The sequence below is a fragment of the Micrococcus sp. 093350064-1 genome (genome assembly GCF_053627955.1).
The window spans coordinates 229524-245245 of sequence record NZ_JBSEYU010000005.1; the positions used below are offsets into that span (position 1 = coordinate 229524).

Below are 15722 nucleotides of genomic sequence, written 5' to 3' on the forward strand. Positions count from 1 at the left end.
CATACGGCTTGACCAGTGTTGCGGGTAGCACAACACTGGTGGCCATGACGAGACAGAAGCAGTTAACTCTGCAAATCCGCTCCAGGTTGGCCCTGGCCGACAAAAGCATGGGGGACCTGGGCGAAGCCCTCGGTCTAAGCCGCGCATCGGTGTCAGCACGTATGAACGGGCACCGCGATTTCACCTTCACGGAACTCGAGACCGTCGCTGACTTTCTTGGGTTGTCGATGCGAGACCTCTTCGTGTTCGAGGCCGAGGAGGGGAAGCCGTGACGGCGACAGTGGTTGACCCTGACCACGGCGCGTCCATGACTGCTGCGGCAGCGCGTGACCTCACGGACCAGATTAAGACTGGCATGGAGTCGGTCTACCACCTCATCCGTTCGGCATATCGAGGACGGGCCTGGGCCGTTCTTGGCTACCGCAGCTGGGACGACTACGTGACCCGTGAGTTCGGAAACCTCCACCTCCGTCCGCCCTTGGAATATCGGCAGGACGTGGTCCTCTCACTTCGTGAGGCCGGCATGAGCGCACGCGCCATCGCAACCGCCACTCAGTTGTCTAAGAGCACCGTGCACCGGGAACTCGACGCGACGGCGGGTCGAGATGTCCCAAATGGGACACCTGGAAACGCTCGGCGGGTGACTGGCACGGACGGGAAGACCTATCAGCCGGTGCGCGAGCGAGCCGCGACGTCGTCCGAAGGGCCAGAGGCGGTGCTCGAGGGCCAGATGGGCCTGGACTCGGTGCTGGACATGCCGGCCGAGGACTTCGGGATCGAGCCGCTGAACTTGGTCCGGCACGACGAGGAACAGAAGGGCCGCGCGCGTCGTGTGCTGACTGCGTTCAACGGGTCGGGTGCGGCCGCGGTGCCAGCGCTGATCAAGGCGGCTACCCCGGTGGCCTCGCTGGTGTCTCCGGCGACGGGTAAGGCGCTGGTCGAAGACGAGGACTTGCACGGGGTCGTGTGGGACTCGGTGCGGTGCGTGCGGACGCTGGCGCACGTGATCCGGTCCGTGGGGCATGTCGAGGGCGAGTCCCAGGCGGAGATCCGGTCGACGCTGCGGGACGCGGTGGACGACCTGGATGAGGTGCTGAAGAAGATCGAGGAGGGCACGCGATGAGCGCGCAGCAGATGTGGGAGGCCCGAACGTCTGGGCCGAAAAGGGCGGAAGCCCCGGCCAGCGGGCAGGCTGTCGGGGCTTCCGAAAACGCTCAATCCGAGACGGTGCACATTCCAAAGAACACGCTGGTCGAGCACTCAAAGGATAGCACCGGGGCGCGGCCCACGGACAGTGGGATTCGGACGCTTCCGCGCCGGGTCAACCCGAACGATGGGCGGTTCATCCGGGCCGTGGTGGCCGGGACCGCTGTGGCCGGGCTGGTGGCGTTCTCCATTTCGTTCGCGGCGCTGTACGAGGTCGCGGCGTGGCTGGGGCTGCCGCCGTTCATGCATTGGGCAGTGCCGGTCTTCATAGACCTGGCGATCCTGGTCTACGCAGGCTCCGTACTGGTGCACGAGTCTCGAGGGGAGTCCGCGCGGGCGTCGTGGTGGGCGCTGGGGGCGTTCACGGGGCTGTCGATGATCGCCAACGGGGCGCATGCGTGGAGTGCTGAGAACGCGAGCGTGTGGCAGTCCGTGGTGGGTGCGCTCATCGCGGTGATGGTTCCGGTGGCGGTGTTCGTGGCCACGGATCAGCTGGCGCGGGTCGCGGTGGAGAACCCGGACTCGCGGCGGGCCGAGCGCGCATCGCAGGTGTCGGAGGAAGCAGAGCAGCTGAAGGCTCAGGCGGAGCTGGATCGTCAGCGCGCGGAGCTGGAGGCCGAACTCGCAGCGAGCCGCTGGCAGATCGAGGCCCAGCGGCGCGAGGCCGAGCGGGAGGCCGAGGTGGCCGAGGCTCGGCACCGGCAGGAGCTGGAACGGATGGAGCGTCAAGCCAAACTCGAGACCGAACGCGAGGCCCGCGAGGTTCCGCAGGCCGTGGTCGAGGAATCGCAGGTCGCCCAGGGGATCGAGGTCGTCGAGACCGTGGCGTCGTCAGAGCCGGTCGCCGCAGAGACGAAGACGGTGGAGAAGGCATCGGGTGCGGACATCACCGCATGGATCGTGGCCCGTGCGCAGGAGGGCCAGGTGCCCTCGGCGGCGGAGGTCGCAGAGAAGTTCGGGTGCTCAGAGCGCACCGGGCGCCGCCGCTTGGCCGATGCCCGTGAGGCGCACGCCGAGGCATTCGGGACCGAGGAGGAGCAGGCATGAGCATCGAAGCGATGAAGTGGGCGCAGAAAGTCGCGGAGACAGGCCAACTCAACACCGGCCAGGCGTTCGTGCTTTTGCTGCTGGGTGACCATGCGGACGAGGCGTGGTCGTGCCACCCGAGCCAGGAGTTGTTGGCCCGGCGGTCGGCCCAGACGGTGCGTTCGGTGGAGCGGCACATCGCCCGCCTGCGAGACCTGGGCCTGGTGGACACCGAGTCTCGCTACGGGGACGGGCGCGGGCGGATCGGCTTGAGGTACTACCTCCGCGAAGAGGCCCTGAACGACCTTGTCCAAGACGCCGAGACCCGCATGAACACGCGACCCGACAATCTGTCGGGTAAATCTGAGACCCGCACGAAGACGCGACCCGACAATCTGTCGGGTAAATCTGAGACCCGCACGAAGACGCGACCCGACAATCTGTCGGGTAAATCTGAGACCCGCATGAACACGCGACCCGACAATCTGTCGGGTGAGTCGACTCACCCGACAATTTCGGCGGACTCACCCGACAATCACGACTTTGCCGACTATAAGGATCGCGCGCGGACTAACCCTCAAGAACCCTCATCTGTCCGTCCGTCAGTCCGTCAGTCCGGTGCAGTGCGCGCGGAGACGACGACGGACGACGGACGACGGACCGATCAGGTCATCGACGGTGGGGAAGGCGTGGGGCTGGTCCATCGGGGTGTGGTCCTGGCGGACTTGGTTCAGCGGGTGCCGGCGGCTGCGGACCTCGGAGACGGGCAGCTGCGGTCCATCGTGGACGTGGTCTTGGCGCGGGCCTCGGGGCCGGTGCGCAAGCCCACGGCCTTCGTGGCGCGGTCCTTGGCCTCGGAGTTCGAGGAATTGGTCGCTGTGACCCGGCCCCGGCCGGTCGCCGTGACTCAGGCTCCGGCTGCTTCGGGGCAGGTGCGTGAGCTGCGGACCGGTGAGCCGTGCCAGGACCCGGACGTGCACATCCCGGCGTACGGGCAGGCCGTGCTTGCAGACTGCCCGCACTGCCGGCTGGAGCGGCGGGCGATGCCACGGGCGTTGATGGAGGCGGTGGACTGATGACCGGGCAGGCGGACCGGGTGGCTCCGGCGGGGATGGTGCTGGTGACCGGTGACGAGCTGGCGGAAGCGGTGGCCTCGGTGCGAGGCACGGTGGTGGCCGTACTCGGACCCTCGGGCAACGGCGACGTCGTCGAGGACGTGCTCCAGAGCACGTGGGAGTCCGCGTGGCACTCCCGGGAGCGGTTCGATCCGGACCGGGGTTCCCTGCGGACCTGGGTCGGCACCATCGCCCGGAACCGAGCGGTGGATCATCTGCGGGCGGTCGGCCGGTCGCGGGCGGGCCAGGAGGCGCTGGAGGCTTCCGCGGTGGCGCGGGAGAAGACCGCGGTGTCGACGGTCATGGAGGACCCGGCCGAGGCTGTGGTTGAAGCGCTGGCTGCACACCGGGAAGTCGCGGAGGTGATGCGGGTGGTCGAGTCGGTCATGGAGTCCTCGGAGATGACGGCCCGTGCCCTGGCCGTGGTGCTGGCGTTCGGGGATGACGTCGTGGCGGCATCGGAGGCGATGGGCGTCTCGGTGACCGCACTGCGTCAGGCCCGGCGTGAGCTGGTGCGCTGTGCCCGGGTGGTCCGGGCGGCGCAGGAGGTGGCCCGTTCGGGGCAGGCGGTGACGATGCGTGTGCTGATCAGCTGCCTTCCCGACGACGGGGACGCGGGGGACTGGGCGCGGCAGGTCGCGTTGGCCTGCGCGCAGGCGGGGGGCCGGATGGAAGCGGTCACGGTCGAGGACGTCATGCAGGCCACCGGGTTCAGCCACTCCACGAGTCGGCAGTACCTGGCCGAGACACGGCACCTGCTGAGGGTGGCGACAACGGTGATCCGAAACGAGAGGGCAGAGAAGTGAGCGAGCAGACGGAGTTCGAGCAGAGCCATGACGTCCCGGAGGGTCAGGAGCCGCGCGTGGTCTACGTAGAGCGGGACCGGGGACTGGTCGCGTCCGTGCGGCGACTGCGCCAGCGCGCAGGCGAGGCCGGGCGGCGGTGGGTGGCGGAGTCCGTGGACGCGCCGCTGCCGACGTCGTGGCAGGAGCGGGTACCGGACGCGTGGGACTCGGCGCGGGGTCGGTGGGTGATCGCGGCCGTGGCGCTGGCGGTGCTCGTGGTGTGGGTGCTGGTGGTGCAGGCGATGGCGCGCTGACAGACCTTCGCGGTGGGGACCGCGAACCCAGGACGAGACACGGCAACGAAGCAAGAGCGGGCCAGACGAGCGGCGAGGAGTCGGACATGTTGAACGGAATCAACCCGGACGGGCTGTCGGGGTGGTCACAGATCAGTGGATGGGTGGTCGGGACGGCGCTGGTCGTGCTGATCCTGGCGGTGGGGGCTGGCGTGGCGCTGGCGGTGTGGGGCAGGGCCTTGTTCTCACCTGGCGGGATGCGCAAGGGGTGGACGATGGTCGCGTTGGCGGCGGTGGGGGCGACGGTGCTGGGCGCTGGCACGGCCGGCACGAGCTGGGGGGCTGGGCTGGGGACGAGCGAGCTGATGCCCGCCGGGGCCAGGCCGCAGTCGGTCGCGATCGAGAAGAACGCCCCGAAGCAGACCTGCAACCGGCAGGCGGTGCGGGACTTCGACAAGGAGGAGCCGTCGCCGGATCGGGCAGAGCGTGAGCGTGTGATCAGTGCGTTGCTCGGTGGACAGCCCGCGTTGGACGGGTACGAGTGGGGCAAGGAGGCTACGGGCACGGAATCCTCGTACACGGTCGTCACATCGGTGAAGTGGTACGCCACGGGCGAGGTGAACGGGTCGGGTGAGCCGGACTGCTCGGCACAGAACGAGGCCACGGCCGAGTGCTCGCCGGTCGAGGTGCACGTGGCGCGTCAGTCGCTGACCAACGGTGCTCAGACCGGGCGGACCCTGACGCTGACGCGGGGTCAGAACTGCTCTTGATCTGATCTGCGAGTTGCCCCCACCTGCTGCGGATGCAGCGGGTGGGGGCTTTCTCGTGTGCGGGCCAGGTGACATGCGTGGCGGTGGGGCGCGTCGTACATCTGGCAGCGGGCGGGAGTTGCCCGTTCGGCCCGGAAGGTATCCAGGCCGTCGTCACATCACATCCCTACGGGAGGACCTCTGATGAGCAATCTGATTCACGCGGCCACCACGGTGGCTGCCGGTGTCCCGGACATCGCACCGAGCTTCAACGGGCCGTGGATGCCCACCATCCAGAACATCACGGGCCTGGCGTTGGGCACCTTCCTGGTCATCCTGATCGTCGCCGTCGGCATCGGCGTGCTGGTCTGGATCTTCGGCAAGCTCTCCTCGAGCGGCCGCGCGCAGGACGTGGGTATCAGCTTCGTGGTCTGGGGCATCGTTGCTGCGGCCCTGATCGCCGGTGCTGCGAGCCTGATCGGCTGGGGCGCTGGCCTGCCGCTGTTCTGAGGTCCTGAGCGCACTCACGGAGGGAGAGAACGATGTGGGAGAAGGACTTCGAGGAGTTCATGCGGGGTTCGATCCTGGGGCTGGCGAAGGCCGCTTCCGGGCTGCTCGAGCAGGCTTTCTCCGTGGGTGCGCTGACCCCGGAGTGGTGGGTCACGGTCGTCGGCGGGCAGGTCACTACGACGGTGGCCGGTGGCGAGAGCACGGTGATCGACCACCCGGGGATGCTGAACATCATCGTGGTGGCGATGATCCCGCTGCTGATGATCTTCGTGGCCGTGCAGGTCGTGCTCTCGGCGGTGCGCGGGTCTACGGCCGGCATGGTGCGCGCGTTCCTGGCGGCGGTGTTCAGCATCCCGGCGACTTACGTGGTGGTCGGGCTGGTGTGGATGGCGATGGGGGCGACCCAGCAGCTGACCTTGTGGATCTTGCGGGTCGGTTCCGGTGGCACCGATGGCCAGGACGAGGCGGTGGCCGGCGTGCTGGGGCTGTTCGGTCTGACCTACGACGCCGCCAACGACAAGATCCTGCTGGATGAGAACTTCGCGCAGTGGGAGATGGCCAGCGAGAACTCGGAGAACGGGATGATCGTGGTCGCGGTGATCATCGCGCTGGTGATCTTCTTCGCCTGCTTCGTGCTGATGGCGATGATGATCTTCCGTCTGGTGCTGATTCTGATCTTGGCCTCGTTCGCGGCCCCGGCGATCTTCTCGTTGGCCCTGGAGCCGGCCAAGGCGCTGGCGGGGCGGTGGCTGTCGATGATGCTGGGGCTGATCATGGCCGGGCCACTCGCAGCCGCCGTTGTGCGGCTGGGCATGGCGATGGCGGCATTGTCCACGGATTGGGTGCAGACCGTGGCTGGCATGGTGCTGGTGTTCGTGGCCGCGGCCATGCCGATCTTCATGCTTGCAGTCACCGCGTGGCTGGCCGGCGGTGCTGGCCAGGCTGAGCAGGCGGGCGTGATGGCCGCGAGCCGGGCCGGGCGTGGAGCAATGAATTCGATGCGGGGCGTTTCGGCGCGGGCTGGCCGGATGCGCCAGCGTGCCGGGGCGATGGTGATGCGAGGAGGCCGCTGATGGCAACGATGATTCAGGAGTCGATGGACTCGGAGTACGACGACGTCCGATTCCCCCAGGAACGGACTCAGGGACTGATCCTGGGGCTGACCCTGGAGCAGGTGATCGTGGTTCTGGCCGGCGTGCTGATCGGCATGGCGTTCATCCTGCGTGGCGGGCCGGCCATGCTCGTGGGTATCGGGCTGATGGCCGTGATCGGCGCGTTCGGCGCGACCCGGTTCCGTGGCCGGTCCCTGCCTGGCTGGGTGTGGGTGGCGATGCAGTACCTGCGGCGCGGGGCAACGGATCAGCTCGAGTACCGCCAGGGGATGGCCCCGGCACACGTGCTGGAGCTGGTGGACGGCGAGCCGCAGGCCCCGGTGAGCGAGGCAGGGCCGCAGGCTCAGCGCGATGCGAAGGGGCGGATCAAGCCGGGTGAGCCGGCACGGTTCCGGCTGCCGGGTGTGGCCGGTGAGCTGATGGTCTACGCGATGCCCAACGGGGCCGGGTTCGTCTGGGACCCGCGCGCCCGGGAAGCGGTGGTCTGTGCGAAGGTCATGACGACGCGGGGCTTTGACCTGGAGTCCTTCGACGCTCAGGAGGAACGGTCCCTGTCGTGGGGATCGTCGCTGGCGGCGCTGTCGCGTCTGCCGGGTGTGGTGCGGATTCAGGCGTCGGATCAGACGACGCTCATCTCCGGTGCGGCCGTGGAGGACTTCTACGAGTCCAAGCAGGAGGGCGCGGGCCGGTCAGGGGCAAGCGTCGACCCGTTCCTGGACCAGGCGTTCCGTGAGCTGATGAAGGAGGCCCAGTCGATGCCGGTGCACGAGCAGTGGCTGACGCTGGTGGTCTCCCCGTCGAAGATCACCTCGCAGGTCAAGGCGCTCGGCGGGGGCACCCCGGCGCTCATGGAGCACATGCTCAAGCTGATGACGACGGTGGAGAGCACGCTGCCGCGCTCGGGGACCCAGGTGACCGCCTGGCACTCTCCGCGCACGCTGGCCGGTCTCTCGCGGTCGGCGTTCGACCCGGACGCCTCGGTGATGGTCTCGACCATGAAGGCGGACGGGAAGACGGCGGGTACCGCGCCCTCGAGCGCGGGACCGATGGCCGTGGAGGTCCATGCGGGCCACATGGTCACGGACGGGAACTACCACCGCACCTACAAGGTCTCCGAGCTGCCGCAGAACCTGGCCCGGCTGGGGTTCCTGGACGAGCTGGTGTTCGCCGGGGACTTCCGGCACACGGTCTCGGTGTTCCTGGCTCCGGTGGAGCGTGGGGCCGCGGTGCGGTCCGTGCAGCGGCGCAAGACGGACTGGCACACGAACTCGCGGCTGATGAGCAAGCTCGGGCGCATCGGGTCGTTGGAACATGACCAGTCCCTGGAGGACGTGGAGCGCGAGGAGGCCGAGCTGCGGCGTCGGCACACGGGCGTGGATGTCGTCGTGCTGGTCACGGTGACCGGGTCCTCGCGGTCCGAGCTGGAGTCCGCGGCTGCGGAGGTCGTGGCCTCCGGGATCACGGCCGGGTGCGAGCTGCGCCCGGTGTGGATGGAGCAGGACGCGGCGTTCGTGGCCGGTGCCCTGCCGTTCGGAAGGATGAAGCTCTGATGCGTGAAGAACCGAAGGTCGATCTGTTCCAGATCATCGAACCGGGCAAGGACGAAGCCCGAGAGGCCAAGCGTGCGGCCCGGGAGCTGGAGCGAGGCCAGCGGGCGCTGCGGAAGGCGATGGCTGCGCAGGCTAAGGAGGTGCGGTTCCCTCAGCCGCAGTGGGGCAAGGCCGGACCGCGCGGGGCACGGCAGCTGCGGGGGATGCGCACGCTGGCCCCGCGGCCGGTCCGCACGACGACGCATACGGCCTCGACGGCGTACCCGTTCGTGGCCGGCCCCGGTCTGGGTGCGCGCGGGCTGATGATCGGCAAGGACATGCACGGCGGCGGCGCGTTCTGCTTCGACCCGTGGGCACTCTATGAGGCCGGGATCATCTCGGGCATGTCGATGATGCTGTTCGGTCAGGTGGGCACCGGGAAGTCGTCACTGGCCAAGTCGCTGGCGGTGCGGCAGGTGCTGGCCGGGCGCAAGCTCTCGGTGGCCTCGGACAAGAAGGGCGAGTGGACCCGTGTGGTCAAGGGCCTGGGTGGATCGGTGATCCAGGTCGGCCCTGGCCTGGACACGCGCCTGAACCCGTTGGACCCGGGCACCCGGCCCTCGACGGACGTGCAGGGCGAGCTGATGACGGATCGGGCGTGGGCCTCGATGGTGCGGACTCGGCGCATGTCCATCTTGGTGGCCCTGGTGAAGATCCTCACCGACCGGGACATGACCTCGCCCGAGCACCATGTGCTCTCGGCGGGCCTGGACGCGGCTGTGGCGGTCGCGGACGCCGAGGGACGTCCGCCGATCATCCCGGACGTGATCCGGGCGCTGGACGCGGCCCGCACGGACCCGGACGCGATGAAGGCGCAGGCCGCGTCGGTGACGATGATGACGCTGGGCCGCGTGTCCTCCGGCGATCTGGCCGGCATGTTCGACGGGGAGACCACGGTGGTCCTGGACGATCAGGCGTGCGCGACGAGCATCGACACCTCCGCGTTGCTGGGTGCCTCCCCGGAGGCGGTGCGCGTGGTCAACGCGTGCGCGGGCGCGTGGACCGAAGCGATGGTCACCACGCGCGACGGCGGGCAGCGGATCGTGATCTACGAAGAGGGCTGGGACAACATCAGCTCCGAGGCCGACCTGCGGCGCATGGTCGAGCAGTGGAAGCTCAGCCGCGCCTACGGCATCTTCAACGTGCTTGTGCTGCACAAGATCGCTGACCTGGACATGGCTGGTGATCAGAGCTCGAAGATGGCCGCGATGGCCCGGTCCCTGCTGGCCGACGCGGACGTGAAGGTGATCTACCGGCAGGACCGGTCCGCGCTGAAGATCACGACGTCGGAGATGGAACTGTCCGACCGGGAGCGGTCCCTGGTGCGGTCCCTGCCCAAGGGCACGGGCCTGTGGCGTCTGGGGGATTCCTCGTTCGAGGTGCAGAACGTGCTCACGCGGGCCGAGCTGCCGCTGTTCGATACGGACGAGCGCATGGACAAGGCGAAGGAGGCGGTGGCCTGATGCGACGTGAACGTGGCAACAACTCGGTCCTGGAAGGGGACAGCCCGGCCGAGACGGCACTGATCTGGCTCATCGGTCCGGCCGTGCTGCTCTACGGGGCGTACCTGCTGGCCGGGTTCCTGGCCGGGCGTATCCACTGTGGGGCACCGACGAAGCCGGACTCGCTGTTCGCGCCGCTGGGCTTCCTCGTGGGCGAGCACGACCCGGCCACGTTCGGGGCCACCGCGCAGGGATGCACGGCGACCACCGGCGGGGTCATCGGCTGGCTGATCGGTCTGGGTGTGTTGGTGCTCGTGCTGATCGGCGTCGCGGTGACGGCGTGGAGCCGATACCAGCAGTCGGACAAGAAGTTCATCAAGGAGCTGCGCGAACGCGAGGGCCTGGCCCGGTCTACGGAGATCACCAAGACGGTGGGCCGCAAGTCGGTGCTGTCCCGGGTGAAGAAGGTCCGGCCCTCGATCAAGAAGCCGGCCATCACGGACGGGGCCATGCGCCTGGGCAAGGCCGAGGGCGTGGACGTGTTCGCGAGCTACGAGGAGTCGGTGGTGCTGATCGGCCCGCCGCGCTCGGGCAAGGGCGTGCACCTGCTGATCGGCGCGATTCTCGACGCACCCGGCCCGGTCATCACGACCAGCTCACGTGCGGACAACCTGGGGGCCACAGCCGAGCTGCGCAAGAAGAAGGGACCAGTGGCCCTGTTCGACCCGCAGGGACTGACCGGTCAGCCCTCCACGCTGAAGTGGTCCCCGATCACGGGCTGTGAAGAGCCGCGTGTGGCGAACCAGCGGGCGGCGTCGCTGATCGGTGCCTCCGGCCTGGGGTCCTCCAGCTCGAACGCGGAGTGGCAGGCCCCGGCCATCACGATCATGGAGTGCCTGCTGCACGCCGCGGCGCTGGGTGAGCGCACCGTGGATGACCTGATGCGGTGGGGCAACAACCCGGCCGAGGCCAAGGAGGCCGTGAAAATCCTCACCGAACATCCCAAGGCCGCGCTGAACTGGAACCTGGTGCTCAAGGGCATCATCGAGGGCGACCCGAAGCTGCTCCAGTCCAAGTGGTTCGGCGTCGAAGGTGCGGTCAAGGGGCTGTCGGTGCCCGAGGTCCGCGACGTGCTGCGACCCAACCGGTTCGAGGAGACCCTGGACATCGACAAGTTCCTCACCGAGTGCGGGACGCTCTACATCGTGGGCACCAAGACCGGCGGCTCGTCGGCGGGGCCGTTCCTGATCGCGATGATGGACGCCATCACCGAGCGGGCGCGCGAGCTGGCGGCGAAGTCGCCCGGGAACCGGCTCGACCCGCCGCTGTCGCTGGTGCTCGATGAGATTGCGAACATCTCCGGTGCCTGGCCGGGGCTGACCCAGCTCATGGCTGACGGCGGCGGCGTGGGCATCTCCCCGTTCGCGGTGTTCCAGTCGATGGCTCAGGCCCGCAACGAGTGGGGCGAGCAGCAGGCGCAGGCGTTGTTCGATGCGGCCACGGTGAAGGTCCAGCTCGGGGGTGCCTCGAACGTGTCCGACCTGGAGCAGTTCGCCAAGCTGGCCGGCCAGCGCAAGATCATGCGGACCTCGAAGTCTCGCGGCAAGGACCACACCTCGGTCTCCGAGCAGATCCACGACACCGACGTGGTCTCGGTCGCGGAGCTGCGTCGGCTGCCGTTCGGGTGGGGGGTCCTGCTGAACCGTAATGGGCGTCCGATCCTGATGCAGATGACCCGCTGGTGGGACCGCAAGGACGGCAAGCAGATCAAGGAGGCCGCGGGGCGGTACTCGAAGGCGCTGCTGGCTGAGCTGGAGTCCAAGGACCCGGCCCCGTCCACACCGACCGACGCGGACCGGGCCGAGGACTCCGTGGCGGCGTTGGACCCGGTGCCGGAGACGGCCCCGGCGATCCCGGTGCGGTGAGGGCATGGGCAGGTTCGGGCTGCACCGCACCAGCTCGGCCGAGTACAAGCGGTACCTGCGGTCCCAGGCATGGGGGTACAGGCGGGTGCGGTGGTTCGCAGACTGCCGGCAGGCCGGCCAAGAGCCGGCCTGCCAGGTCTGCGGGATCACGCTGACCCAGGCTGGGACCCTGGACCTGCACCACGTCTCGTACAAGGGCGTGGGCCAGGACGAGGAGGGCCGGTGGCAGGCCCGCGAAGCGCACAACGACCTGATGCCGTTGTGCCGGGACCACCATCAGCGGCTGCATCAGATCATGGACGGCAAGAAGGAGTTCTTTGGATGGGACCGCAGGCGGGCCACGGTCGTGATCGTGGCCAGGATGATCCGGCAGAGGCAGGCATGAGCACGGACGGGGGTGCACGGTGCCATGTCTGCCAGCGGCCCGTCTCCACGAGGTGGCACTGCGCCGATGGACGATACCTGGACCGCGCCGAGTGTCGTGCCACCGGCGGAATCGGGGTGTGGTTGTGCGGTACATGCGAGGACGCCGCGCATCGCTACATGCGCTCGACCGGGGCAGACGGGCGCGAGGCCGTTGAGGAGCTGTTCGCCCGGCTCGAGAGGCTGTTGGGCGGGCCAGCACGCCGGTACACGAGGGAAGGACGGAACTGATGGCATCGCCCTGGGTTGAAGACGACGAGCCCACGGACTGGGAGGCGCCGGCGGCCGCCGATGACGACGGACAGACGGGAACTCCGCTGCCCTACGTCGACCCGGAGGTCGCCGCGGAACTCGCGGGCGAGGGTCCGCCGGTGTGGATGGGCACGCGGTGGAGGGAGATCAAGGCAGAGCACCAGTGGGAGGCGTGGAACACGCTGCGTCGGTGGGTGGACTGGTTCGTAGCCGAGTACCGGCTGGTGACCTCGGTAGTGCCACCCTGCTGGTACAAGCACTCGGACCTGACGGCCGAGCTGTATGCGGCGATGTGCATGGAGTACAAGGTCTGGGAGGAACAGGCTCCGGGGCTGGGCCCGATGATGATGTGGCACCCGCATGTGGAGATGCTCACCGCGCGTCTGCGCCGCATGGTGGATGAGGCCGGCTGCGCGAAGATCGGGAGGCACAAGGAGCCCGAGGCGTACGGAGACCGGCCAGCGTTCACGCTGGACTACGACGAGGACGACTTCACGGCCTGGGCTGGTACCACCCGTGAACAGGACACCCTCGAACGACCCGCGACGGGCGTGCAATACGTGCGGGCACGTGTGGTGGACGGCGACGGCGGGCAGGTCGCGGTGTCGAACCCGGTGGGGCTGGCCGCCTCCCGGCAGCCTGAAGACGTGGCCGTGGTGCTGGAGATGTCCTCGTCTACGCCGTCGGCTCCACGGCTGGCGGTGTCCGTGGCTGATAGTCGGGACGACCTCAGTGTGGAGTGGGAGAGCTCCCCGGACGGGCACATCTGGGGCACCCTGGGAGATGAGCAACAGCCGGAAGACTCGAGCGAGGAGGAACGACGATGAACTGGGTTCGCGGCACCGGTAGCCCGTGGAACATGCACTGGGTCCAGCAAATGGACAGGCAGGAGTGGGACCTCTATGAGGACGACCGCACCGGCGCAATGTGGGTGGAGCGGGAGTACGGCACCGTGCTGGCCATGCTCAGCGACGGTGGCTGGCGGATGACGAAGAACGGGGCGCCGTACCGGTCCCGGTACCGCGTGTTCGAGTTGGCCGGAACCGATGTTATCGAGCGCACGGATGTGTTGTTCTCGGGGCTGGCTCATGGTGGGCACTTCGATGAACGCCAGGAGGGTGCTGGGCGGTATCAGGCCGTGCGTCGGGAATGCGTCGAAGCAATCGAACGGAAGCTCCAGGTCGCTGTGACGCAGAGCTGACTACAGGAGCACCATGACGGAGCGGCCCCGATACCGGAGAGGTATCGGGGCCGCGGGCTTCTCGGTCTGACGTAGGAGATTCAGTCAGGACGGCCAGCCTGTGATGCCTTCGAATAGTTGGCTCAGGCTGAGGCTGGCCGTCGTGTTGGGGTCAGTCAGTGCGATTGGTGGCGCGACGATGCCGTGCGGTCTCGAAGATCACGTGCAGGATCGAGGCAACCAGAATCAGAGCAAGTGCAAACCACGTCCACCCGTCCAGGCTAAGGTTCGCGATGTCGTGGCCCTGGTTCTGAAGGTCGGTGATGGTGCTCTTGAACTTGTAGCTGACGATGGCTGACAAGCTGACCAGGACAACAAGTGTGGCCCATGCGACTGCTCGTTTGCGGATGAGGATGGATGCACCGAACATGACGGTCCAGAATCCCACGACGATAGGGAGGGCGCTTGTCAGCATCAACGACCCCACCAGGTTCTGGAGCGAAGTCGGGACCTGGTCATTTTTGACTTCTTCGACACCAGCGAGGATCGGGACTGGTTGGGGGTCGGTGGTTGCGTCAGTGGGTTGGTCGTTGGGTGCGTCAGAAGACGGGTCGGTGGCTGAGGCGGAGGCGGTAAGCAGCAGGAGGGCGTGCAGGGGCGCAGGAGGGCGTGCAGGGGCGCAGGAGGGCGTGCAGGGTGCGGACCGGCGGAGCCGGAGCAAGTTAGATACTTAGCTATGCTAAGTCGCTTTCGGCCTAGTCAGGCCGGGATTCGTTGCACTGTGCTGGGGGTGCAGGCGCAGGGGGTCAAGCGTCGTCGGAGGCGTCCGTTTTGGGGGCCTGGGGGGTGTCCGGGGTGCGCGGCGGGTCGTTCTTGTGGATCGCTTAATGAACGGCGCGTGTGCTGACGCCTTCGCGCTCGGCAATGGCGCGCATGATCATGCCTTCGGTGCGCATGGCGCGGATACGTTCATGGAGCGCGGCGACCTTGACGAAGTACTTCTCGCAGGGCTGGGCAACCGTGCGCCGGAGCGGTCCGGGGTGCACCCCGGACCGCTCCACGAGGACGCGGGAGGGCCATTTGGGATTGGCTGGAGCTGGGCAGTCCGTGTCAGTGTGAAAAGTAGTTCAATTCTTCATAAGAAGTGAACTAATCACAGGAGGGGGTGGGGTCACAAAGCTAGAAGCGAGGCTCTCAATCAAAGCGACTATAATATTCGTCATTCTGATTTTTCTTCTAGCTTCTTTTCGAGCTTATTCTTCCTCCTGTTTAGGCGCCACCAAGAAACTGACCCCTTGAGCTGGAGGGCTCCTAGTTCGTCGAGGGATGGGAGCCCCTTGTCAGACAGCCTTTTGGAGACCTCTGTCTTGTCTGCTCCTTGCATCGTTGCAACGAGTGCGTGCGCTTCCTTGACTGGAGCGGATGCTAGAGGGTGGGTGGAGAGTTTCGCGTTGACTGCCCTTAGCTCCTCTTCAAGGGCTGAGCGGGAAATGCCTCGGAGTGGCATAGGTCACTTCCCCCTCAGGCAGGCAAGCGCAGCCCGTCCTCCTGCGGCGAGAAACGCCTCAGGGGTCCCCCGAGTCATGATCTGGGTGATCTGAGGCCCATTGAGACCGATTCCCATGAGGCACCTATAGACAGCCCAGGGCCACGCCTGCGTTTCGGCTACTTCCGGGCCGGTCTTCTTTTCCTCGATTAGAAGATCAGAGACATCCCACTCGCTGGATGTGCTTCCTTGATTCTCGAAGTCGCCGGGAAGCGAGGCGGCGGCTGCGTACCCGTCTGTTGCTTGAGGGGTGAAGGCGGGCTGGGCCGCCCAGGCGGTAGCCCCGAAGTTGCTGACGGTGAGGGCTCCTACGATGGAAAACGCGGCCCCGGACTGGGCTAGACGAGAGAGGCGCGGTCGATGCTTGTCGGGCATGAGAGTCTCCTTCGAGTGGATATGACGCGCCCCACTGTACTGTGCGTTCTCTATGCACCGCTATTGCTCTCTGATCCCTCTCGCTCAAGAGGACCTCTTCCTAGGTGTAAGAGGTCATGACGTTGTTGACTCGTGCCGGGGCCAACGAGGTTGGCGGGGCGTCCCCGCAGGAGGTATGAGGCCGATGGTAGTTG

Annotated in this window: 17 protein-coding genes; 15 read left to right on the top strand and 2 right to left on the bottom strand. The window is 67.4% G+C overall.

Translation table 11 applies throughout. The features are described from left to right. The first annotated feature begins 44 nt into the window (after positions 1 to 44). The 15 genes from ACUW6W_RS07740 (at position 45) to ACUW6W_RS07810 (ending at position 13628) form a co-directional block, all read left to right on the top strand. Positions 45 to 272: a helix-turn-helix domain-containing protein gene (locus ACUW6W_RS07740; protein WP_060974140.1), complete on the top strand. Its 228-nt coding sequence runs from the start codon at positions 45 to 47 to the stop codon at positions 270 to 272. A gap of 83 nt (positions 273 to 355) precedes the next feature. Continuing rightward, complete coding sequence (locus tag ACUW6W_RS07745; RefSeq protein ID WP_230956249.1) at positions 356 to 1123, top strand: helix-turn-helix domain-containing protein; 768 nt, start codon at positions 356 to 358, stop codon at positions 1121 to 1123. Further along, positions 1120 to 2253: a DUF2637 domain-containing protein gene (locus ACUW6W_RS07750; RefSeq protein ID WP_044659678.1), complete on the top strand. Its 1134-nt coding sequence runs from the start codon at positions 1120 to 1122 to the stop codon at positions 2251 to 2253. Before ACUW6W_RS07745 ends, ACUW6W_RS07750 begins: the two co-directional genes overlap by 4 nt. Next, positions 2250 to 3308, top strand: coding sequence for a helix-turn-helix domain-containing protein (locus tag ACUW6W_RS07755; protein WP_061873033.1), 1059 nt, complete (start codon positions 2250 to 2252; stop codon positions 3306 to 3308). Before ACUW6W_RS07750 ends, ACUW6W_RS07755 begins: the two co-directional genes overlap by 4 nt. 35 nt (positions 3309 to 3343) lie before the next feature. After that, a complete protein-coding gene (locus ACUW6W_RS07760; protein WP_231119441.1) occupies positions 3344 to 4153 on the top strand; it encodes an RNA polymerase sigma factor in 810 nt (269 codons plus the stop codon). Then, complete coding sequence (locus ACUW6W_RS07765) at positions 4150 to 4446, top strand: hypothetical protein (protein WP_036340685.1); 297 nt, start codon at positions 4150 to 4152, stop codon at positions 4444 to 4446. Before ACUW6W_RS07760 ends, ACUW6W_RS07765 begins: the two co-directional genes overlap by 4 nt. An 86-nt stretch (positions 4447 to 4532) precedes the next feature. Then, the gene (locus ACUW6W_RS07770; protein ID WP_060973426.1) at positions 4533 to 5195 is read left to right on the top strand and encodes a hypothetical protein; all 663 of its coding nucleotides are present in this window, start codon (positions 4533 to 4535) and stop codon (positions 5193 to 5195) included. A gap of 183 nt (positions 5196 to 5378) precedes the next feature. Then, a complete protein-coding gene (locus tag ACUW6W_RS07775) occupies positions 5379 to 5684 on the top strand; it encodes a hypothetical protein (RefSeq protein WP_060774791.1) in 306 nt (101 codons plus the stop codon). Between the two features lie 32 nt (positions 5685 to 5716). Continuing rightward, positions 5717 to 6757 (top strand): hypothetical protein, encoded by a 1041-nt coding sequence (locus ACUW6W_RS07780; RefSeq protein WP_060973427.1) that lies wholly within the window; start codon positions 5717 to 5719, stop codon positions 6755 to 6757. Further along, positions 6757 to 8346, top strand: coding sequence for an SCO6880 family protein (locus tag ACUW6W_RS07785; protein WP_060973428.1), 1590 nt, complete (start codon positions 6757 to 6759; stop codon positions 8344 to 8346). The genes ACUW6W_RS07780 and ACUW6W_RS07785 overlap by 1 nt, the downstream gene beginning before the upstream one ends. Beyond that, complete coding sequence (locus ACUW6W_RS07790; protein WP_049145144.1) at positions 8346 to 9848, top strand: conjugal transfer protein TraC; 1503 nt, start codon at positions 8346 to 8348, stop codon at positions 9846 to 9848. Before ACUW6W_RS07785 ends, ACUW6W_RS07790 begins: the two co-directional genes overlap by 1 nt. Beyond that, positions 9848 to 11752, top strand: coding sequence for a type IV secretory system conjugative DNA transfer family protein (locus tag ACUW6W_RS07795; RefSeq protein WP_060973429.1), 1905 nt, complete (start codon positions 9848 to 9850; stop codon positions 11750 to 11752). Before ACUW6W_RS07790 ends, ACUW6W_RS07795 begins: the two co-directional genes overlap by 1 nt. A 4-nt stretch (positions 11753 to 11756) precedes the next feature. After that, on the top strand, positions 11757 to 12137 hold the full coding sequence (locus ACUW6W_RS07800; protein WP_049145137.1) for a hypothetical protein: 381 nt from the start codon (positions 11757 to 11759) through the stop codon (positions 12135 to 12137). Between the two features lie 268 nt (positions 12138 to 12405). Next, positions 12406 to 13254 (top strand): hypothetical protein, encoded by an 849-nt coding sequence (locus tag ACUW6W_RS07805; RefSeq protein WP_049145136.1) that lies wholly within the window; start codon positions 12406 to 12408, stop codon positions 13252 to 13254. After that, a complete protein-coding gene (locus ACUW6W_RS07810) occupies positions 13251 to 13628 on the top strand; it encodes a hypothetical protein (RefSeq protein ID WP_049145134.1) in 378 nt (125 codons plus the stop codon). The genes ACUW6W_RS07805 and ACUW6W_RS07810 overlap by 4 nt, the downstream gene beginning before the upstream one ends. A gap of 151 nt (positions 13629 to 13779) precedes the next feature. Here ACUW6W_RS07810 and ACUW6W_RS07815 read toward each other — a convergent pair whose 3' ends face one another. After that, the gene (locus ACUW6W_RS07815; RefSeq protein ID WP_127435036.1) at positions 13780 to 14082 is read right to left on the bottom strand and encodes a hypothetical protein; all 303 of its coding nucleotides are present in this window, start codon (positions 14080 to 14082) and stop codon (positions 13780 to 13782) included. A gap of 1035 nt (positions 14083 to 15117) precedes the next feature. Next, the gene (locus ACUW6W_RS07820) at positions 15118 to 15528 is read right to left on the bottom strand and encodes a hypothetical protein (RefSeq protein ID WP_127435035.1); all 411 of its coding nucleotides are present in this window, start codon (positions 15526 to 15528) and stop codon (positions 15118 to 15120) included. Positions 15529 to 15722: the final 194 nt, after the last annotated feature.

What these genes read in the sequence shown, in the direction of transcription:
- ACUW6W_RS07815 (WP_127435036.1), bottom strand. Translation starts at nt 14,082, where the DNA reads ATGCTGACAAGCGCCCTCCCTATCGTCGTGGGATTCTGGACCGTCATG.
- ACUW6W_RS07750 (WP_044659678.1), top strand. Translation starts at nt 1,120, where the DNA reads ATGAGCGCGCAGCAGATGTGGGAGGCCCGAACGTCTGGGCCGAAAAGG.
- ACUW6W_RS07800 (WP_049145137.1), top strand. Translation starts at nt 11,757, where the DNA reads ATGGGCAGGTTCGGGCTGCACCGCACCAGCTCGGCCGAGTACAAGCGG.
- ACUW6W_RS07790 (WP_049145144.1), top strand. Translation starts at nt 8,346, where the DNA reads ATGCGTGAAGAACCGAAGGTCGATCTGTTCCAGATCATCGAACCGGGC.
- ACUW6W_RS07740 (WP_060974140.1), top strand. Translation starts at nt 45, where the DNA reads ATGACGAGACAGAAGCAGTTAACTCTGCAAATCCGCTCCAGGTTGGCC.
- ACUW6W_RS07775 (WP_060774791.1), top strand. Translation starts at nt 5,379, where the DNA reads ATGAGCAATCTGATTCACGCGGCCACCACGGTGGCTGCCGGTGTCCCG.
- ACUW6W_RS07760 (WP_231119441.1), top strand. Translation starts at nt 3,344, where the DNA reads ATGGTGCTGGTGACCGGTGACGAGCTGGCGGAAGCGGTGGCCTCGGTG.
- ACUW6W_RS07780 (WP_060973427.1), top strand. Translation starts at nt 5,717, where the DNA reads ATGTGGGAGAAGGACTTCGAGGAGTTCATGCGGGGTTCGATCCTGGGG.
- ACUW6W_RS07820 (WP_127435035.1), bottom strand. Translation starts at nt 15,528, where the DNA reads ATGCCCGACAAGCATCGACCGCGCCTCTCTCGTCTAGCCCAGTCCGGG.
- ACUW6W_RS07810 (WP_049145134.1), top strand. Translation starts at nt 13,251, where the DNA reads ATGAACTGGGTTCGCGGCACCGGTAGCCCGTGGAACATGCACTGGGTC.
- ACUW6W_RS07755 (WP_061873033.1), top strand. Translation starts at nt 2,250, where the DNA reads ATGAGCATCGAAGCGATGAAGTGGGCGCAGAAAGTCGCGGAGACAGGC.
- ACUW6W_RS07745 (WP_230956249.1), top strand. Translation starts at nt 356, where the DNA reads ATGGAGTCGGTCTACCACCTCATCCGTTCGGCATATCGAGGACGGGCC.
- ACUW6W_RS07785 (WP_060973428.1), top strand. Translation starts at nt 6,757, where the DNA reads ATGGCAACGATGATTCAGGAGTCGATGGACTCGGAGTACGACGACGTC.
- ACUW6W_RS07805 (WP_049145136.1), top strand. Translation starts at nt 12,406, where the DNA reads ATGGCATCGCCCTGGGTTGAAGACGACGAGCCCACGGACTGGGAGGCG.
- ACUW6W_RS07770 (WP_060973426.1), top strand. Translation starts at nt 4,533, where the DNA reads ATGTTGAACGGAATCAACCCGGACGGGCTGTCGGGGTGGTCACAGATC.
- ACUW6W_RS07795 (WP_060973429.1), top strand. Translation starts at nt 9,848, where the DNA reads ATGCGACGTGAACGTGGCAACAACTCGGTCCTGGAAGGGGACAGCCCG.